The organism is Paraburkholderia sp. UCT70 (genome assembly GCF_050434085.1).
Lineage (GTDB): Bacteria > Pseudomonadota > Gammaproteobacteria > Burkholderiales > Burkholderiaceae > Paraburkholderia > Paraburkholderia tuberum.
The window spans coordinates 4,185,674-4,201,405 of the sequence record NZ_JBNPVZ010000004.1; the positions used below are offsets into that span (position 1 = coordinate 4,185,674).

Here is a 15,732-nt window from a genome sequence, read left to right on the forward strand (position 1 = left end):
CATCTTAGGCTCGTCTTTCAATAATGAGTATGCGCATAAGTCAACGGGTCCCAACTTTCTCTTGGGACTCTAGCCAGCGTAAGCATCGGTCAACGGCCACAAGATGACGGCACCATGACACTTTGTTCGTCTTCGCGAGTGTGAAAAATCAGTCATCTTGCAGCCATCCCGGCGTCAGAACGCTTGGGGTAAGCTTCTGTCCGAAGCGTCGGACAGGTGCTTCTACTGAAGCTCGGACTCGTGCTCATTGCAGCTGCAGTTGGAGGTCATAACCGGGTCGTCGAAATGCCAAAACTGCTCGGAGCGTTGAACGGTTCGCGTTCTGTACCGGCGGGCCGCCCTTTGAAGCGCTTCGCACTTGTCCTTAAGGCTGAGTCAGTCGTGCTGACCGCCGTGCTCATTGTGGCTGCAGTTCTTGTTTCGAGCCCTTTACCAGGTACTTCTGCCTGGCAGGCGACCTTTCACCCCTCCACGCAGATGGTGGTGTCCCAGCGGCGAATCAGTGTTTTACGGAATGACTGCCGCCGCCGGGCGCTTCCATCCTTTACGGGCTCGACCACGCGTCGGGCCTTTTTTTCGCCTGCTCAAGGCGGACATAAGAGAAACGTGGGGCTCTGCGTGATGTAGCGACTATCTATTCCGCCCTCGAGCCAGAAGTAGCGCACCTCATCATTGGCATGTCATAGTGCCGGCATCTCAACTGCGGAGGCGGGAATGACCACCCTGGAATCCTTGCAAGCAAAAATCAAAAAACTCAAGGCGCAAGCTGACTCGCTCGCGCGCGAAAAAGTCGAGTGCTGTTATCGAGAAGATTCGGGAATTGATGTCAAAGCACGGCCTGACGACTGCCGACATCGATGCGCATGTTGGTGGCAAAAAGCGTGGACCGAAGCCTGGCGCCAAATCTGCGGTCGTCGCGAAGGCGTCCGCAGCGAAGTGTCAGGACCCGAAGACAGGGGCTACATGGTCCGGACACGGACGCGCTCCGGGTTGGATTGCGAACGCGAAGGACCGCAGCAGATTCCTGATTGCAGGCGGCGCTGATGCAGTTGCCGCTGCAGGTGCAGCAGGTGCGAAGAAAGCCAAGACTGCGGTTAAGAAGGCTTCGTTGTCAGTCGGTGTCACTGCTGGCACGGGTCAGCCCAAAGGTCCGCAACCGGCGATGTACCGTGACCCCAAGTCGGGCACGACATGGAGTGGGCGAGGTCCGGCGCCGGCGTGGCTCGCTGGTGCCAAAGACCGGACACGGTTTTTGATTGATGGAGCCGGCGGAGCGGCCGATGCGAAACCGGCGGCCAAGAAGGCTGTTACGAAGAAGGGCGCGACTGCGAAGAAAACTGCTGCCAAGAAGGTCGCAGCGACAAAGACCGCTCCGACAAAGAAGGTTGCGGTGAAGAAAGTGCCTGCCAGGAAGGCCGTGCCCGCTCCGGTGGCCACAGTCGAGCCTAGCGCCGAGTTGACGACTTAAATGTAGTTGTCAGGTGCCCGGTGGAACAGCGACTTTTGGGTTCCACCGGGCACACCACGCCGACGACGTTTTATTGCGCCTGTACTGCTTGATGTTGGGCAGCTTGCTGTTGAGCCTGCTCTTGAGCGTGCTGCTTCGCAAGGTGCTTGCCGACCATGCAGCCACCGACTGCACCAACGACAGCGTGGTGCCCGGCGTAATGCCCGGCGACTCCGCCTACCACCGCGCCCTTGATGCAACCTACGGCGTTTGCCGTGCCTGCTGTCGCGAAGACCAGCGTCGTTGCAATGAAGGCGGTTCTTATCGGGCTAGTTTTCATTCAAAAGTACTCTGAGGTCGGTTTTTTCGGATGTGGCGCCTTCAGGCGTCGTTTCAATACCCGCGCCAATCACGATGCTCGCGCCACTCGTGCTCACGCCATTCCTGGCGGTGCCATTCACGTTCACGCCACTCGCGACGTTCGCGCCATTCACGGGCTCGCCAGTCGCCACCACCGCCGTACGCGACGGCGACAGGTGCGGGAGCATACACGACGGGAGGTGGCGGTGCGTACACTGGCTCTGCAGGCGCATAGACGGCCCCGGGGATGCCCAATCCGATGGCGACGTCGACATGTGCCGATGCGGCTGTTGATGCTGCCAGCACTGCCAGACCGAGCGCTGCACTGAGAATCTTGATGTTCATCTTCGCTACTCCTCGCACATTGAGTGCAATGTCAGTGACTACGGTTCGGAGTGTAAGGAGCGATGTCGGACACATGTGAAACGGCGGCGCGAGATTGGTAACACGGCATTACCAGCGTCGGCGCACGGCGTGCGCGGTATCTCGTCAGGACCTGCAACTGCTCCGTGTGATGGTTGAGAACCAAGAAGCCAGCGCTCCGGGGCCCATCGAAGAGTTATTACTCCCGGGAACATGCCGCATCTTCCAAGGGTGGATTGGCCCGCTTCTGGGATGTGGGCGGTCGCACGCGCCTCAGGCGAATTCCAAAACTGGGAATAGGTGCCAGTCGCGATAGCAGCGGGCGCGAGCGTCGCCGCAGCAACGCAGGTCCAACTCTGTTCACATTTCCACTGCACCCTCAGTTCCTGCTTACCTCGAATCGGCGAGAACTGCTTCTTCTAATTCCGAGAGCTATACGAGACTATTAAGCCTGAGATGGATTTCTGGGAGAGAAATCGTGGAACTTTTCCGCATGGTTTGCATGGTGTTGGCCGGCTTTTTTGGGGTACGCAAACGCGCTGCTCATGAGGCGGATTTGGCGAATGTCAACATGGTGCTGCTGCCGTTTGTCGCAATCGCACTCGCCTTGATGATTGGCTTGCTTATCTTTGGAGCCGTACATTTGACTGCCGACGTCACGAGTTCGATGCAAGGATTCTGATTGCAAGCGCGCTCATGCACGCGGATTGGACAAGGCAAAAACGCCGCAGAGCGCCTCGCGACGTAGACCCGGCCGTTGACGCTGCACTGGTGACACTAGCCGTGAATGGAAGGGTCGTCGAGGATTTCGGCGAGTCCGCGAATCGCGTTTTCGAAGCGCTCGTCCCAAGGATGGCCGAAATTGAGCCGGATGCAGTCTTGGAAGCCGTGCGTCGGTGAGAAAATTGGCCCCGGAGCGATGCTGATACCGCGCGCGCTCGCCAACGCGTGAAGCTCCATTGCTTTGACAGACTGCGGGAGCTGTAGCCACAGCATGTAGCCACCAGTCGGACGCACCCACCTAACGGTACTCGGCAGCCACTTATGCAGTGCCGTCTCCATTCGCTCGAGCTGCGACTGAAGCGACGAACGCAGCGAGCGCAAGTGTCTGTCGTATCCTCCGTGCTGCAGATAGTCGGCAACGCCTGCTTGCGCGGGAATGCACGCAGAAAGTGTTGTCATCAGCTTCAGCCGTCTGACTTTGTCAGCGAATCGGCCAGCCGCCGTCCACCCGACTCGATAGCCGGGCGCGAGTGTTTTTGAAAATGAACTGCAGTGCATGACAAGCCCCTGTGTATCGAACGCTTTGGCCGGCAGCGGACGGTCGCGGCTGAAATGAAGCTCCTGGTAGACGTCGTCTTCGATGAGCGGAACTTCGCGTCGACGCAGTAGTTCGACCAGAGCGCGCTTCTTGTCGGCCGACAAGGACGTGCCGGTCGGATTCTGGAAGTTGGGCATGAACCAGCACGCTCGAATGGGGTGCTGGTCAAGCGCACCTTGTAACGCTTCGAGGTCAAGGCCGGATACCGGGTCGACAGGTATCTCTATAGCTCGAAGGTCGAGCCGCTCAATTGCTTGCAGGGCGGCGTAAAAACCCGGGGACTCCACGGCTACAAGGTCTCCAGGCCGGGTGACGGCCATCAGACATAGATTCAACGCTTCGAGGGCGCCATTTGTAACGAGAATCTCGTTTGGCGACACGGACATGCCCGTTCCAACGTACCGAAGACTGATTTGCTGGCGGAGATGGTCGTTACCGGGCGGCAGGTCTTCCACCGTGTTCCATGGGGTGAGCGACCGGGTGCCGGAAACCAGTGACTTCAGAAGCCGTGCAGATGGAAAGAGCTGTGGAGCGGGGAACGCTGAACCCAACGGCACAATGTCCGCATGCCGGGCTGATTCGAGCACGGAGAACACCAAATCGCTGATGTCTACCTTCCTTGGTTCCGCTGCGAGTCCTTCTGCTCGAACCGTCTCGTTCACAGTGGCGCCCTGAGTGACGAAATACCCAGCACGCTCCTCGGCGCGCACGAGACCCCACTGCTCAAGGAGCGAGTAGGCGCGAAATACCGTCGACTGGCTCACGCCGTACTGCGCGATTAGGTGGCGAAGCGACGGAAGCTTGGCTCCGGCGGGAAGAAGGCCTTCCCGGATTTGCGTTGCCAGATTCTTCGCGATAGTCTCGTAGCGATTCATTGATTGCCCTTACCGTGTTCTTCGGTGACCGAACTCGCAGTGCACGGTTTCTCGCGCGATTCCCGATGTGTCTGCCGAGAGACTGTGCCGCAATACTACAGCTTCTGTTGATGAGCCAGCGACGACTGCGGTGGGGTCAGCAGCGATTGAGTGGGCGCTGCCAACCGAACTTGCCTGCTACGCAAACATCGGCGGCTTCTGCTTCTTTTCGGCGGAGGGCGAGGTGCCTATCGTAGCCACTGACGCCTTTCGGAGGGTTGCCTCCAACATCCCTTGCCTTCAATTACGTCGCGTAATACCGCGACGCGAGACGCTCCCTACTCATGTATCAGTACAACGAATTCGACAAAGCATTTGTCAAGAGCCGCGCGGCGCAGTTTCGGGACCAACTGGAACGCTGGGAAAGCGGCCGGTTGAGTGAAGACGACTTTCGTCCGCTGCGCCTGCAGAACGGCTGGTATGTACAGCGCCACGCGCCAATGTTGCGCGTCGCCGTGCCATATGGCGAACAAATTCAGCGCACTTCACGACACGAACCAACGTGCAGTTCAACTGGATTCCCTTGCGCAAGGCCGCTGATGTGATGGACCTGCTAGCGTCCGTCGACATGCATGGCATTCAAACCAGCGGTACCCAGATGCCCCGCGCACCTGACGTCGGGACGGCGACGACCGGCGAATTGACCCGACGTCCGTGCACGTCTTCCGAGTCAGCGATGAAGCTAGCCGCGTCGTAGAGCCTGGTCTGAAACAAAGGGTCAGCCGGATTACGTTCAAGTCGGCTATCTGTCGATGAGCTCATGCGCGCAATCGAGCGTACCGCGCGTAACGCGGGTGCCTCGAAGCGACTAAGGACACTGCCAGCAATCACGCGAGACCTCATGTTGGCGCTCGTGGCCACAAACGACAAACAGCGCTTTGCACTATCTCCGGATGGCCTGCGGATACGCGCGGCACAGGGCCACTCGATAGGCGTGGACCTTGGATATGCCGCAAAGGAACCGCCAGCTGTTCTCTATCACGGCACCGCCTGGAGTAACTGGACGAATATCGCCGTGGAAGGGTTGACGGCTCAAACTAGGCACGCAGTTCATCTGAGCACGGACGCCGATACGGCAACGCGGGTCGGTGCTCGCCACGGTCCGCCATTGGTACTGGTGGTCGATGCCGCGCAGATGCATGCGGACGGCCACGAATTCACTCGTTCGGATAATGGGGTGTGGCTTACTGCGCTCGTGCCGGCGGCATACCTCGCTCCTTTTGGGTCCTGGTTCCATGGGCGTGGGCCGAAACCATGAATGTGTGTGCTCGCGTCAAATACATCACGACCCAACGCATGCAAAAGCGCAAGCTGAGTCGTCAACGCGCGAAGGAGCTACTACTCGCTGACGCCGTTTCTGGCCTCAGCAATGCGAAGACTGGGCGCGTAATTAGCGAGGCCGAGTTTCGCCGACGCTTTCGACGATGAAGGACCTGCCTACATCGTGCGCCGCCTTTTTCGCCGCGAGGCTTGATGGCTCAGAGAGCGGCAGCGTCATACACGGATGTCATGCGGCGCCCCCTCGACGGGGCCTCGAATTGCTGAGGTACACAGCGTTGACGGAAGCTAGCGCAGCGTTGACACGCGCGACGGGACTCGTGGGCTTCCTTTGCTGCCCACTTTCAGAAACTTAGATGACAACCCTCAAGAACGTACGAAAGCTGTTGTTGTTGAGACTGGCTCGTTTCTGCGAATGCTCGTCGTGTCGGACAGTCTCGCAATCTCACCTCAAGTCAAGGACCTCGCCAACAAGCTGCTCCGGCGGACAGGTAGTTTGTCCCCATTGCCTTCGAATGCCAGGTTATCGGTCCACTCGTGCCAGCGACGAGCAGATTGATGTGCGACACCTCTTCGTGACTGACTGAGCTCACGGAAGGCGTCGTCGCAGGTGCCGAAAAAATCTTGACGAAGGTTGGTTCGGCATACGTCGCGATTGTCGACGCCCGAAAGCTGAATTACTACCACGCTCTCGAAGCCGAGCACGGTCGGCTCGTCCTGTTGCATGATGCCGAGGAGGGTATCAAGGCCGCGCTTGCGGACAATGTGCAGTCCGAAGAAGAATTCCAGAAATCACTGCGGCGTTTTTCTCCCGGGAAGTGATGCGGGTCGATTTCGCGGAGTTCGAAAGGCTTGGGTTTTGTTATGGAGGTGCATGATGGGCTCAATTATTCGCACCGGTCGACACGGGCTGCCGGTGCACAGTTTCCGTATCCTTCTTTGAGGGCAGCACCGGTAACTTCGACGTGAGCCACCGCTGCCCCTGAAAGTGCAAGCGCGGTGGCTCCAAGGCCTAATGAAAGCGTCAGGTGTCTCGCTTAAACCTTGCCGAGTGCTGCATTCGAGCTGCATTAGCGTGCGGTGAGTGTGCAGGAGAGGGGGCTGCCGCGCCAGAGTGCGCATGAACGACCTCAAGGTATTCCAGCGGAACCCGCTCAAGCCGTTCAGGCCGCCGCTCACCATCCACCGGGAATTCGACGCTTACGTGCTTTCCCGTGGGCTCATGCGCTATGACCTGCCCGACCCGACCTCGAAACCGGCTTGCCGAACGGTCGTCGAGTGCACTCAGGCGAGCAGCAGTGAATATCACGGAAATCTTTTTTCTTATCTGGGACACAAGAAGCTCCTTAATTCCATTGTTCAGAGGATAGGAAACAGGCGTAGGTAACGCAAGGAAAAAAAAAAGAGGTCCCCACCCAAGCCGCTTTGGCATACGGCGGCTCTCGTGAGGGTGACTTCTGCCTCCGCCGCCAAGGTACCGGGAGCACCAAGCGTTGCTGTAGGCACGGCAAAGCAAAAGAAATCGACAGCCCGCTGCACTGCAGGCCGCCGCGGAGCGCCAGCTATGCGAAGGGGCGTTGTGAGGGCGGCATTTTCGGATACGGAATGAGCGTCCGTTGTCTGTTCTATCGCCTGCCTGCCGTTGCAAAGCGACGAATCAGCGGCCCTAGGCACGGGTCTTGCAGTACTTCGTTCGTCAGCGGCAGTCGCTTTCACGACATCCCCTCTTCGGAGGTGAACCATGAAACTTAACGATAGGACGTTTTGCGCTTCGGCTCTCGTGATGGCGCTGGCGGCAATCACATACGCGTACGCTGGCGGCACTGCTGGCGGGACGTTAAGACCGGGGGTCGGTTCGATGACAGCCCCGAACGACAGTGGATACGGTTCGCCGGATGTCACACGCGGTGGCGTCGGTGCGATGCAGAGCAGCCCTCCGACCGGACGTTCTAACCGGGGGAAGGCCAATGGTCTGAATATGGGTACCCGTAGCGGCGCGAACAGCGACGTGAACAGACCACGGTACGGCCCAAAAGAAAACAGCCAGTAGTGGAAACAGCGGACTGCACGCGGCGTTAACATCGCGACAGGCTCACTCGACAAGCAACTAGCGCATGCCTGCAGGCTCGGTGAACGCGTGGACCAGTCGACGGCTTCGTCCCACGGAAGAGTCGTCAAATTTGTCGCCGGTTCGTTTCACGAGACAGACTTCGTCGTTGACGATGATGTCGCCAAGGCTGAGCCGGGGCGCGCTGGTGACCTTGAGTCTGGCAGAAACGTCGCGACGGCATCGGTCAGGTCGTCGGCTTTGGCTCGGGCCAAGGCCAACCCTTCCGCTCGCCGGGCACATCCCGCTCAGGGGACGACGCGACCCCGACTCGATTCACTTCCTCCACGGCATCGTGCAACGGTTCGGCCCCCGCCTCCTTCCTCATCCCGGGAAGCCCGTCCCCGAACCACTTCACCTTCTTCCGGAGGTGACCGACATACGAGTTCCAGCCGTCAGGGTTGCCGTCAAAGAGCTCGTGCTGAACGGTTGACGCCAGAGCTTTCCGGTTGAGCTCCGTATCAAGCAGCTCCTTTGGCCACAGGAAGAACGCGCTGGCGACGCCCGCGCTGAACTCGGCCACCGTCATCTTCGGCCCAAGCGCCTGGAGGAAGCGGAAATCCTGTGACAAGTTCTGCTCCTTCGCGAGCTGCACCACCAGCGCCTCCGGCCGACCTGTCCTGGCTAAACAGCTCAAAACTTCGAGCATGTCGCCGAGGTGAAGCAGCAGTTCGCGTCGGTCAAATCGGTCGTCCATTGCAGCTATCTCCGCTCGTTGCGTGCCTGGCTGGAAACGGTCTGTTCCGGCGCAACACCGCGCCCCGGCGACTCCTGTCCCGGCGCGTCTTCGTCAACCATTGCGTCATCGTCCTCTGACTGCACGAGTGGGGGAGCGCTGTCAGGCACCGGTGAGCCAGAGGCGTTCGGGGCGTCTCCAGGCCGTTCATCTTTATCATCGTCGCGGCGCACGTCGCGCGTCTGTCCCTTTCGTTGATTCGTCATGGATTCCTCCTGAGGGAGGCAACGACCCGATGTAATGGGTCTGCCTGTGCGACTATCTGACAGGCGGCGGCAGCTTCGGCTTGGCCGCCCGGGTGACTTTGCTGACAGTGAGTCCGGGTTCAACTGCATGCTCACATCGCGGGGAAATCGCGGACCAATGTCAGCGGTGCATCATCCGCCTCGCGGCCGACAACCTCTCACGAAGGCGCAAACCCCATTCAATTCCGCACGTTATTTCTACCGTTTCTCGTGTCCCTCCAGGATGCTGAGCAGCTTTTCCAGCTTGATACGTTGGGCAAGCCCGAGCCCCGGCGTTGCGTGAATTTCGTGAAGACGACGTCGCCAATAGGTCTGGGCAAATATCGAGTGCGTCCCGTCCGCCCCAGTGCTTTTTCTAGATTGGAAATCTCTGCGTCTGCGTGCCGGAGAGCGTGCCGGTTTGAGGCGCTCAGGCCCCATCGACGAGTTCCCCTTCCCATGTCGGCCTCCATCGCGAACTATGCTCCATGCTCCGTAGCGCAAAAGAAGCGCCAGGCCGACACTCTTTCCGTGCATCGCCTCCATGTCGACGAGGTATATCTTTTGCCCCTTAAGTTATTTTGAACCCATCACCCACAAGGGTGACGGTTTATGAAGGTCATTCTCGCGCGAACGAGTGCGAGCGTTTGCGTAGACTGCACAGCTTCGGCATCCCCGACACGCCAACGGAGTCGTCGTTTGATGCGATAACGCGCCTGGCGGCAATGTCGTTGCGTGCTCCGATTGCGCTCATCATCGACGAAAAACCGATAGTCGCGCATGTCGGCCTGGGCGATGCAGCCACTGTCCGAATTGGCACAGAATACTGCGAGCGAGCCGTCACGTGCATCCTGCAAGAAGGGGGCGCTCCTGTGCGCAGGCACGTCGACCTCAATCACGTACCGCGCTGAGTCTTTCGCCAGATTGGATGCTAGGTCGGTACGTGTCGTTCGTGGGTAAGGGAAGCTGTCTCGCCGTGCATCGTCGTGCATAACTGGGGCCTTGTATGGCGCGCCGCTGTATGCAACGCAAAGCACAAACTGACGTTGCTCGCGTTCCCGGGACCAAGCCTTGCTGCACCGCTGATTCCTGCCCTGTGGCGTGTCGTTCAGGTTCCTTGAAGTGGCTTCACGGACCACTCGCCACGTTACCCAGATGGAGGTTGCAATGAGCAGTCTTTCCAGCAAACAGGCGGTGGCTTCGCAGAGAGCCAGTTTGGAAACCGTGTCCGATGTATGGACCAAGGCATTCGGCTGCATCGAAAAGCTGACTGAGCTGAACCTGCGGGCGGCTAAATCGACGCTCTCCGAAAATCAGGCAATCATCAGCACGGCGTTGTCAGCCAAAGACCCGCAGGAGCTGTTCGCATTGCAGGCAAAGCGCGCGCAAGCCGCCATGGAAGAAGCACAGTCCTACTGGCGGCATGTGTACAACATCATGTTCAGTGCACAGGCCGAACTGGCCGCGAGCGCCGAGGCCCAATTCAGGCAGCAACAGCAGAATACGCAAGCGTTTGTCGATACGGTCGCAAGCAATGCACCGGTGGGAAGCGAACCCGCTATGAACGCGTTGCAATCAGCTGTTAGGTCCGCCAGCGAGACGACGAGCGCAACGATTGAAGCCGGAAAAAAGGCCGCTGCACAGACACTGGAGATTGCCGGAAACAACGTTGACGCAGCAGCTTCCGCCTCAAACAGGGCGACCAGACAGGCCGTTGAACAAGTCACGGCTGCCACAAAAAAATAAGTGTTAATGGACGTGCCTTGTCAATGCCGAAAACGGCTTGACTCTCATGCCTTCGGCCCCGGTGTTCACATCGGAACAGTCGCGCATGGGCGGCGTGGGCACCGCGTTTGGGCGTGAGCGTCCGGAGCCCGTTGGCGGCTTCAGTCGCTGGCTGAAAAGAATCTCCTGTCGCAGCTCGCTAGCGTGTTCGTGCGATATACGTCCGATAACGCAATCCAGCGCATGAGCCCTCAGCATCTCGACGAGATATTCCGTGTGCCCGTCCTGCAGTGCCGGCTAGGGCGGCACCGGAATCGGCACGCCGAACGCGAGTGGCGCGGCGGACACGATGTCTGGCGCGTCCGGCTCTAAAACGATGGGTCACTCTGGCAGCAAGTCGCGAAAAAGCAGATGCAGAAAAAAGGGGCGAAGGGCTCGCCGGCCTCCAGTAGTGAAATGAAAAAACCTACTAGGGGTGAGTTCCGGCAGTACGCCCACCATGGCGCTTTCGCCGTCTTCGCGGCGAGCGCGATACAGATTGAAGTGCCGATTATTCGCGCGCGTCTGGTGGTTAAGGAAAGCAATGCGCCTATGCCACCGAAGCAAGCCATAGTGGCATAGGCGATGGAGCGGCAGATAAGCCCTCCGCCCGGGACAGCTCACCGATAATGTTCAATGCTCGCTCGGCCGGACATTGGGGTCAGTTTCCATCATTTCCTGTGTTGCTGACCAGTACGGCTGCCGGTTGTAGTAGCTGTACGTTGACTCTCCCCATTTCGCATCTGCCATGGCGGGCCAGTGGTCCTTGTCGAAGCCCGGGTCGTCCTTGAGGCGCTGTGCGGTGATGTCGACGAAGAAACACTTCTGGTCCGTATCGAGGGTCAGCGCACTCCATGGGATGGCATGCAGGTTAGACCCCATCCCAAGAAAACCGCCTTCAGACAGCACCGCATACGCGATGCGTCCGTTGCGGACATCAAGCATGATGTCTGAAATCTTTCCCACGTGTTCGCCGTCTGAAGACATCACCTTGGTCCCGTCGAGCGTCGCGGCAGCCATGACGTCTGGTCCCGGTCCGTCGCCAACACCACCGCCCACGATATTCGCTCCGCCTCGGGCAGCACCTTGCGGGTTGATTGAGCCCATGATTCACCTCCATCGAAAATGGTGCCTCCGTAACGAGCAAGCAACATACCTCCGCAGGCGGGTGCCGACGCGAACTTCGGCACATGGCGCCCTCAAGAGAAGACGCGAGGCGCTCTCGGAATGCCGTTCGTTCACCGGTTACGCCCAATACCTTGAGGGCATCGGGGCCCAACGCGCGGGCGCCGGAGCCGGCACATTGACGCGCTTTTTGGAACAGCACAAACGCCGGGCCAGGAGCGAGCTGACGGCAGACTCAAGGGCTTTCAGGTCGACGGGCTTGCAGAAGAACATGTTCCACAGCGCGGACCTATCTTTGGGCGGCAACTCGCCAGATGTCATCACCACCGGAATCTGCGCAAGTGAAGGGTAAAATTTCAGCCGCTCGCAGAGGGCGATGCCGTCCATTCCCGGCATGTTCCAGTCGGTGATAATCAAATCAGGCAGATGGCGCCGCGCCAACGCCAGCGCCGGTTCACCGCTATCCGCGAGCAGCACCCGGTGACCACTTCGCTCGAAAACCAGCTGAAGCATCCACAGTGATTCACCGTCATCGTCGACCAGGAGAATGAGAGCCATAGCGCAGCAACCCGGGACATATCGATTTTGCGCATTAAGCATGCCGCCTTGCACAACCGCCGGCCTGCGCCCTCGAAGACGTTTTGTTGTTCGTCGTACTCGGCGGCCGTGCGCTGAGAGCGGCGCTCTATCGTCAGTGCATTCGGCGTTTTAACGGGAGCGTGACGACGCTGTCGCCGAGGCCAGGCTGGAGCGCCCTGGGACCGACATACGCGTTCCAGCCGTCAGGGTTGCCGCCAGAGCTTTCCGGTTGAGTCCGGTGGCATGCGGCGCCTGCTGCCAGTTCAGCGACGCGTGCCGGCTCGTGCGACGCCGCCGGAGTCGAGATGCACCGGGAGTAAGTCGTTCAACTACATCCGCGTTCGAAATTTCAAGGTCAGAATTGACGTTGCTTCAAACGCGAAATAACTTCGGTGTGGCGAGCGTATTGAGGGGACAATCCCAAAGAGACGCGAGCATGCAGGCTAGGCGACCGGTCGCTCATCGTCGGCCTGTTCAACCGATGTGCGGCTCGAAAACCGTCGGTATTCTAGCCGGTGCGGCTCGGTGTCAGATTCCAGTCACCCGGAGGCATACGAAGCCAGGACGATTGTCGCGCATCGCCACCGCTGCATTTCAAAACCAGCCGGAGGCGGAATCATCCGCCGCACCGACATTTGGGTGGGCCAGTAGGTCAGGGGAAGAGCTAACGCCGCTCGGGGCCGTTGATTCCGCACGGTGTATCCACATCGCCGACGGCGGCCCACGGGACACTGCTTCGGCGCGACGCATCCAGCTCATGCCCTTTACTGCCAGCCCGGATGGGCCCACCGCAAATCGGGCGAGCCTCGGGTCTGGTTGCACACGCGGATATATGCCCGTCACGGTGCCTTTTCGTCCGGCGGCTGGTCGCCGGGAGACGGCTCCGGAGGCGTCTCCTCGTCGGGAACGTCTTCGTCCGGTTCTGTTCCTGGAACGTCGCTGTCTGTCTGCGTTCCAGCATTCTCGTCCGGCCCGATTTCCGTCGCTCCACCGGTCGACGGCGGGTCGCTCGCAGCGAACGTATCTTCGACAGCTGTATCGACGTCCTTTTCCGATTTGTCGTCGGCCGCGCGTTGCTCAGTAGGATGGGTAGCCATTTCCAACTCCTGATGGTTTGTGTTCCGAGAGGCCGCAACGGCTGTTCCTGAAGCGGCATCAGCCTGCGCGGCAAGAAGGCGAGCGATGGTAGAGCCGCGCCAACAGCGCAAATCAGCGCAGACCCTCCGTGCGGGGAAGAACCGTCAATGCATTGGCATTCCAAAAAACCGGACCTGCAGGGGAGCAAATCCGCTCCGTCCGGTCGTATCCATTGTGAGTTGTCGTCTGACCGAATGTTCTTCAATGGGAAGGGGCATCCCGTAGCCGCACTTGTTTCGGCTTTCCAGAAACTGGTTTTCCGGTGCTAAGCTTGCAAAAAAGCCGGGAGGATAGCGACTGACCTCCGACCGGTGGCTTGTGCAGCCGTAATCAGAAGCCGCGCGAGTTTCCTGCCGCCGGCTACGAGGAGAAGTCCATGGCAGCGCGCGCAATCGCATCGTTGACCCTTTCATTCGGGCTGGTTTCCATCCCGGTCAAACTGTATTCGGCCACCGAGAGTGCCTCAGGGGTAGGCTTCAATTTCCTGTCGCCAGAAGGCGGGCGGGTGAAGCAGCAGTACGTTTCTGAAGCCACCGGCAAGGTCGTGACACGTGCTGACATGAAGAAAGGGTACGAGTTCGAGAAGGGACAGTTCGTCGTTTTCACGCCTGATGAGCTGAAAGCGCTCGAGGAAGGCGCGACGCATGTCGTGGAAATTGTCTCTTTCGTGCCGGAAAAATCGGTCGACCCGCTGTACTACGACAAGGCGTATTTCATTGCGCCGGACAAACGGGGTGGCAAACCCTACAGTCTGCTGCAGCAGGCGATGCGCCAAAGCGAACGGTGCGCACTCGCCAAATGGTCCTATAAAGGCAAAACCCGCATCGTCCAGATACGGCCCGCTGAAGACGGTATGGTTTTCCAGCAGCTGCTGTTCGCAGATGAGGTGCGCGCATTGAGCGATTTGCATATCGAGCAGGCGCCCGTAACCGCCACGGAACTCAAGCTTGCGCTGCAAATCATCGACCAGGTCTCCGAAGACGCTTACGACCCGTCGGCTTATGAAGACGAGGAGAAGAAGCGGATTCTCGAGGCCATCGACCGGAAAATCGCGGGCAAGCAGATTGTGTCTCCAGAGGAGTCCACGAGTGAGTCGGGCGGCCAGGTAATTGACCTGATGGAAGCACTTCGGGCGAGTCTCAGCGCCAACAAGGCGAAACGGGACGTACCGGCGAAGACGGCGCCGGCCAGGACAACGGCAACGAAGAAGACCACCGCCGCTGACGTCGAAGTGTTGGCAGCCAAACCAAGGCGCCCTGTCAAACGAGCCACACCGAAAGCCGACATCAAGGAGGCGCAACCGGCAAAGGTTCGAGCACGCAAGTGACCAGACCGAATCAGTCAAACGATTACTCGTTGCGCAGCCTTCAATCGCTGCTGGGGGTCTCGCGTCGGGTGCTTTCCGGACTAATTGACGCTGGATTCGTTCACCCGGCGCGCGGTCGCAGAAACGAGCTTCGGTTCTCTTTCCAGGACGTAGTGGTCCTGCGCACAGCATTTCAGTTGCAATCAGCCAAAGTCTCATCACGGAAGATTCTGAGAACGCTTGCGAAGCTGAAAGCCGAACTTCCTGATGAGCTTCCACTGTCTGGAATTCGAATCACATCGGTAGGCGAGACGGTGGCTGTCAGGTCAGGACAGGCCCAATGGGACGCCGCTTCCGGCCAGCACCTGCTCGACTTCGAGGTCGCACCTATTAGAGGCGAGGTCGCTTTCCTCGACTCGGCACCGCGAAACCGGGCGAATCGCGAACAGCAAGCTGAGGAGTGGTTTGCGCTCGCGGAACAACTGACGGGAACCGATGCTGTCGGCGCAGAACAGGCTTACCGGAAAGTATTGGAGCTCGCGCCATCACCGCATTACCACGCTTATACCAATCTTGGCGTATTGCTCTGCGAGGCAGAAACCCGCTGCGACGAGGCGTTGTCAGTTTTTGACGGGGCGTTACAACATTTCCCCGATGACGCGTTACTGCACTTCAATCGGGCAGTCGTTCTCGAAGAGCTAAGACGTTACGACGCTGCGGAAACATCCTATCAACGATGCATTGAACTTGACCCAACGCATGCCGACGCTCATTTCAACCTCGCCAGATTGAGCGAGATTCGTGGCGACAAGCAAGGCCTCGTCCGGCATCTCAGCGCTTATCGTCGGCTCGTCGGCTGAACTGGACTTCGCCGCCAATTCGTGTGTTTCAGAGCACGACGTTCGACCAATCAACTCGTACATGAGGATGCTGAAACTCGCGGCATGTCCGGACGACGGCCTGATGCGAACAGGTACAAAGCTGCAGCTGCCGCTTCCGCATCGTGCTCGTGGCGCAAACGCTCTGTCGAAGTTCATCGACGCGACTTGTCCTCCACCCACGTTTTACTTG

At 59.1% G+C, this 15,732-nt stretch carries 15 protein-coding genes and 2 pseudogenes; 10 read left to right on the forward strand and 7 right to left on the reverse strand.

Annotation, left to right across the window (positions count from 1 at the left end):
• Positions 1-210 precede the first annotated feature (210 nt).
• Positions 211-444, forward strand: a pseudogene (locus OKW41_RS45045) (CopD family protein); the annotation flags it as partial.
• A 379-nt stretch (positions 445-823) separates the two neighbouring features.
• Positions 824-1,468, forward strand: coding sequence for an H-NS family nucleoid-associated regulatory protein (locus OKW41_RS45050; RefSeq protein WP_429452544.1), 645 nt, complete (start codon positions 824-826; stop codon positions 1,466-1,468).
• A 70-nt stretch (positions 1,469-1,538) separates the two neighbouring features.
• Here OKW41_RS45050 and OKW41_RS45055 read toward each other — a convergent pair whose 3' ends face one another.
• Together OKW41_RS45055 and OKW41_RS45060 are read right to left on the reverse strand one after the other, a co-directional pair.
• Complete coding sequence (locus OKW41_RS45055; protein ID WP_429576397.1) at positions 1,539-1,787, reverse strand: hypothetical protein; 249 nt, start codon at positions 1,785-1,787, stop codon at positions 1,539-1,541.
• Positions 1,788-1,840: 53 nt separating this feature from the next.
• Positions 1,841-2,152 (reverse strand): hypothetical protein, encoded by a 312-nt coding sequence (locus OKW41_RS45060; RefSeq protein WP_429452541.1) that lies wholly within the window; start codon positions 2,150-2,152, stop codon positions 1,841-1,843.
• A 496-nt stretch (positions 2,153-2,648) separates the two neighbouring features.
• Here OKW41_RS45060 and OKW41_RS45065 point away from each other — a divergent pair, with 496 nt between their 5' ends.
• Positions 2,649-2,852 (forward strand): DUF2970 domain-containing protein, encoded by a 204-nt coding sequence (locus tag OKW41_RS45065; protein WP_187639425.1) that lies wholly within the window; start codon positions 2,649-2,651, stop codon positions 2,850-2,852.
• A gap of 95 nt (positions 2,853-2,947) precedes the next feature.
• On the opposite strand, the gene OKW41_RS45070 is transcribed toward OKW41_RS45065, so the two are convergent.
• The gene (locus OKW41_RS45070; RefSeq protein ID WP_429576398.1) at positions 2,948-4,366 is read right to left on the reverse strand and encodes a PLP-dependent aminotransferase family protein; all 1,419 of its coding nucleotides are present in this window, start codon (positions 4,364-4,366) and stop codon (positions 2,948-2,950) included.
• A gap of 323 nt (positions 4,367-4,689) precedes the next feature.
• Here OKW41_RS45070 and OKW41_RS45075 point away from each other — a divergent pair.
• From OKW41_RS45075 to OKW41_RS45090, 4 genes and pseudogenes are all read left to right on the forward strand, one after another.
• Positions 4,690-4,997 (forward strand): annotated as a pseudogene (locus OKW41_RS45075) (nitrite reductase); the annotation flags it as partial.
• 168 nt (positions 4,998-5,165) lie between these two features.
• The gene (locus tag OKW41_RS45080) at positions 5,166-5,663 is read left to right on the forward strand and encodes an RNA 2'-phosphotransferase (protein WP_429452537.1); all 498 of its coding nucleotides are present in this window, start codon (positions 5,166-5,168) and stop codon (positions 5,661-5,663) included.
• 644 nt (positions 5,664-6,307) lie between these two features.
• Positions 6,308-6,505 carry a hypothetical protein gene (locus OKW41_RS45085; protein WP_429576399.1) on the forward strand — a complete coding sequence of 66 codons (198 nt, stop codon included), beginning with the start codon at positions 6,308-6,310 and terminating at the stop codon, positions 6,503-6,505.
• A 298-nt stretch (positions 6,506-6,803) separates the two neighbouring features.
• Positions 6,804-7,070, forward strand: coding sequence for a hypothetical protein (locus tag OKW41_RS45090; RefSeq protein ID WP_429448844.1), 267 nt, complete (start codon positions 6,804-6,806; stop codon positions 7,068-7,070).
• A gap of 907 nt (positions 7,071-7,977) precedes the next feature.
• Here OKW41_RS45090 and OKW41_RS45095 read toward each other — a convergent pair.
• Complete coding sequence (locus OKW41_RS45095) at positions 7,978-8,487, reverse strand: hypothetical protein (protein WP_429576400.1); 510 nt, start codon at positions 8,485-8,487, stop codon at positions 7,978-7,980.
• A 1,430-nt stretch (positions 8,488-9,917) separates the two neighbouring features.
• On the opposite strand from OKW41_RS45095, the gene OKW41_RS45100 reads away from it, so the two are divergent.
• Positions 9,918-10,496 carry a phasin family protein gene (locus OKW41_RS45100; RefSeq protein WP_429452531.1) on the forward strand — a complete coding sequence of 193 codons (579 nt, stop codon included), beginning with the start codon at positions 9,918-9,920 and terminating at the stop codon, positions 10,494-10,496.
• Positions 10,497-11,147: 651 nt separating this feature from the next.
• Here OKW41_RS45100 and OKW41_RS45105 read toward each other — a convergent pair.
• The 3 genes from OKW41_RS45105 to OKW41_RS45115 form a co-directional block, all read right to left on the reverse strand.
• Positions 11,148-11,621, reverse strand: a complete 474-nt coding sequence (locus tag OKW41_RS45105; protein ID WP_429452527.1) for a PRC-barrel domain-containing protein — start codon at positions 11,619-11,621, stop codon at positions 11,148-11,150.
• 138 nt (positions 11,622-11,759) lie between these two features.
• Entirely contained in the window at positions 11,760-12,197 is a 438-nt protein-coding gene (locus OKW41_RS45110; RefSeq protein ID WP_429576401.1) for a response regulator, read from the reverse strand.
• An 860-nt stretch (positions 12,198-13,057) separates the two neighbouring features.
• Positions 13,058-13,315 carry a hypothetical protein gene (locus OKW41_RS45115; RefSeq protein ID WP_429448872.1) on the reverse strand — a complete coding sequence of 86 codons (258 nt, stop codon included), beginning with the start codon at positions 13,313-13,315 and terminating at the stop codon, positions 13,058-13,060.
• Positions 13,316-13,731: 416 nt separating this feature from the next.
• Here OKW41_RS45115 and OKW41_RS45120 point away from each other — a divergent pair, with 416 nt between their 5' ends.
• Positions 13,732-14,682 (forward strand): Ku protein, encoded by a 951-nt coding sequence (locus OKW41_RS45120; RefSeq protein ID WP_429576402.1) that lies wholly within the window; start codon positions 13,732-13,734, stop codon positions 14,680-14,682.
• Positions 14,679-15,521 carry a tetratricopeptide repeat protein gene (locus tag OKW41_RS45125; protein ID WP_429576403.1) on the forward strand — a complete coding sequence of 281 codons (843 nt, stop codon included), beginning with the start codon at positions 14,679-14,681 and terminating at the stop codon, positions 15,519-15,521. Before OKW41_RS45120 ends, OKW41_RS45125 begins: the two co-directional genes overlap by 4 nt.
• The last annotated feature ends 211 nt before the right edge of the window (positions 15,522-15,732 follow it).

Coding starts and splice junctions, on each gene's coding strand:
- OKW41_RS45105 (WP_429452527.1), bottom strand. CDS start 11,621: ATGGGCTCAATCAACCCGCAAGGTGCTGCCCGAGGCGGAGCGAATATC.
- OKW41_RS45110 (WP_429576401.1), bottom strand. CDS start 12,197: ATGGCTCTCATTCTCCTGGTCGACGATGACGGTGAATCACTGTGGATG.
- OKW41_RS45090 (WP_429448844.1), top strand. CDS start 6,804: ATGAACGACCTCAAGGTATTCCAGCGGAACCCGCTCAAGCCGTTCAGG.
- OKW41_RS45050 (WP_429452544.1), top strand. CDS start 824: ATGTCAAAGCACGGCCTGACGACTGCCGACATCGATGCGCATGTTGGT.
- OKW41_RS45095 (WP_429576400.1), bottom strand. CDS start 8,487: ATGGACGACCGATTTGACCGACGCGAACTGCTGCTTCACCTCGGCGAC.
- OKW41_RS45060 (WP_429452541.1), bottom strand. CDS start 2,152: ATGAACATCAAGATTCTCAGTGCAGCGCTCGGTCTGGCAGTGCTGGCA.
- OKW41_RS45120 (WP_429576402.1), top strand. CDS start 13,732: ATGGCAGCGCGCGCAATCGCATCGTTGACCCTTTCATTCGGGCTGGTT.
- OKW41_RS45055 (WP_429576397.1), bottom strand. CDS start 1,787: ATGAAAACTAGCCCGATAAGAACCGCCTTCATTGCAACGACGCTGGTC.
- OKW41_RS45080 (WP_429452537.1), top strand. CDS start 5,166: ATGCGCGCAATCGAGCGTACCGCGCGTAACGCGGGTGCCTCGAAGCGA.
- OKW41_RS45070 (WP_429576398.1), bottom strand. CDS start 4,366: ATGAATCGCTACGAGACTATCGCGAAGAATCTGGCAACGCAAATCCGG.
- OKW41_RS45100 (WP_429452531.1), top strand. CDS start 9,918: ATGAGCAGTCTTTCCAGCAAACAGGCGGTGGCTTCGCAGAGAGCCAGT.
- OKW41_RS45115 (WP_429448872.1), bottom strand. CDS start 13,315: ATGGCTACCCATCCTACTGAGCAACGCGCGGCCGACGACAAATCGGAA.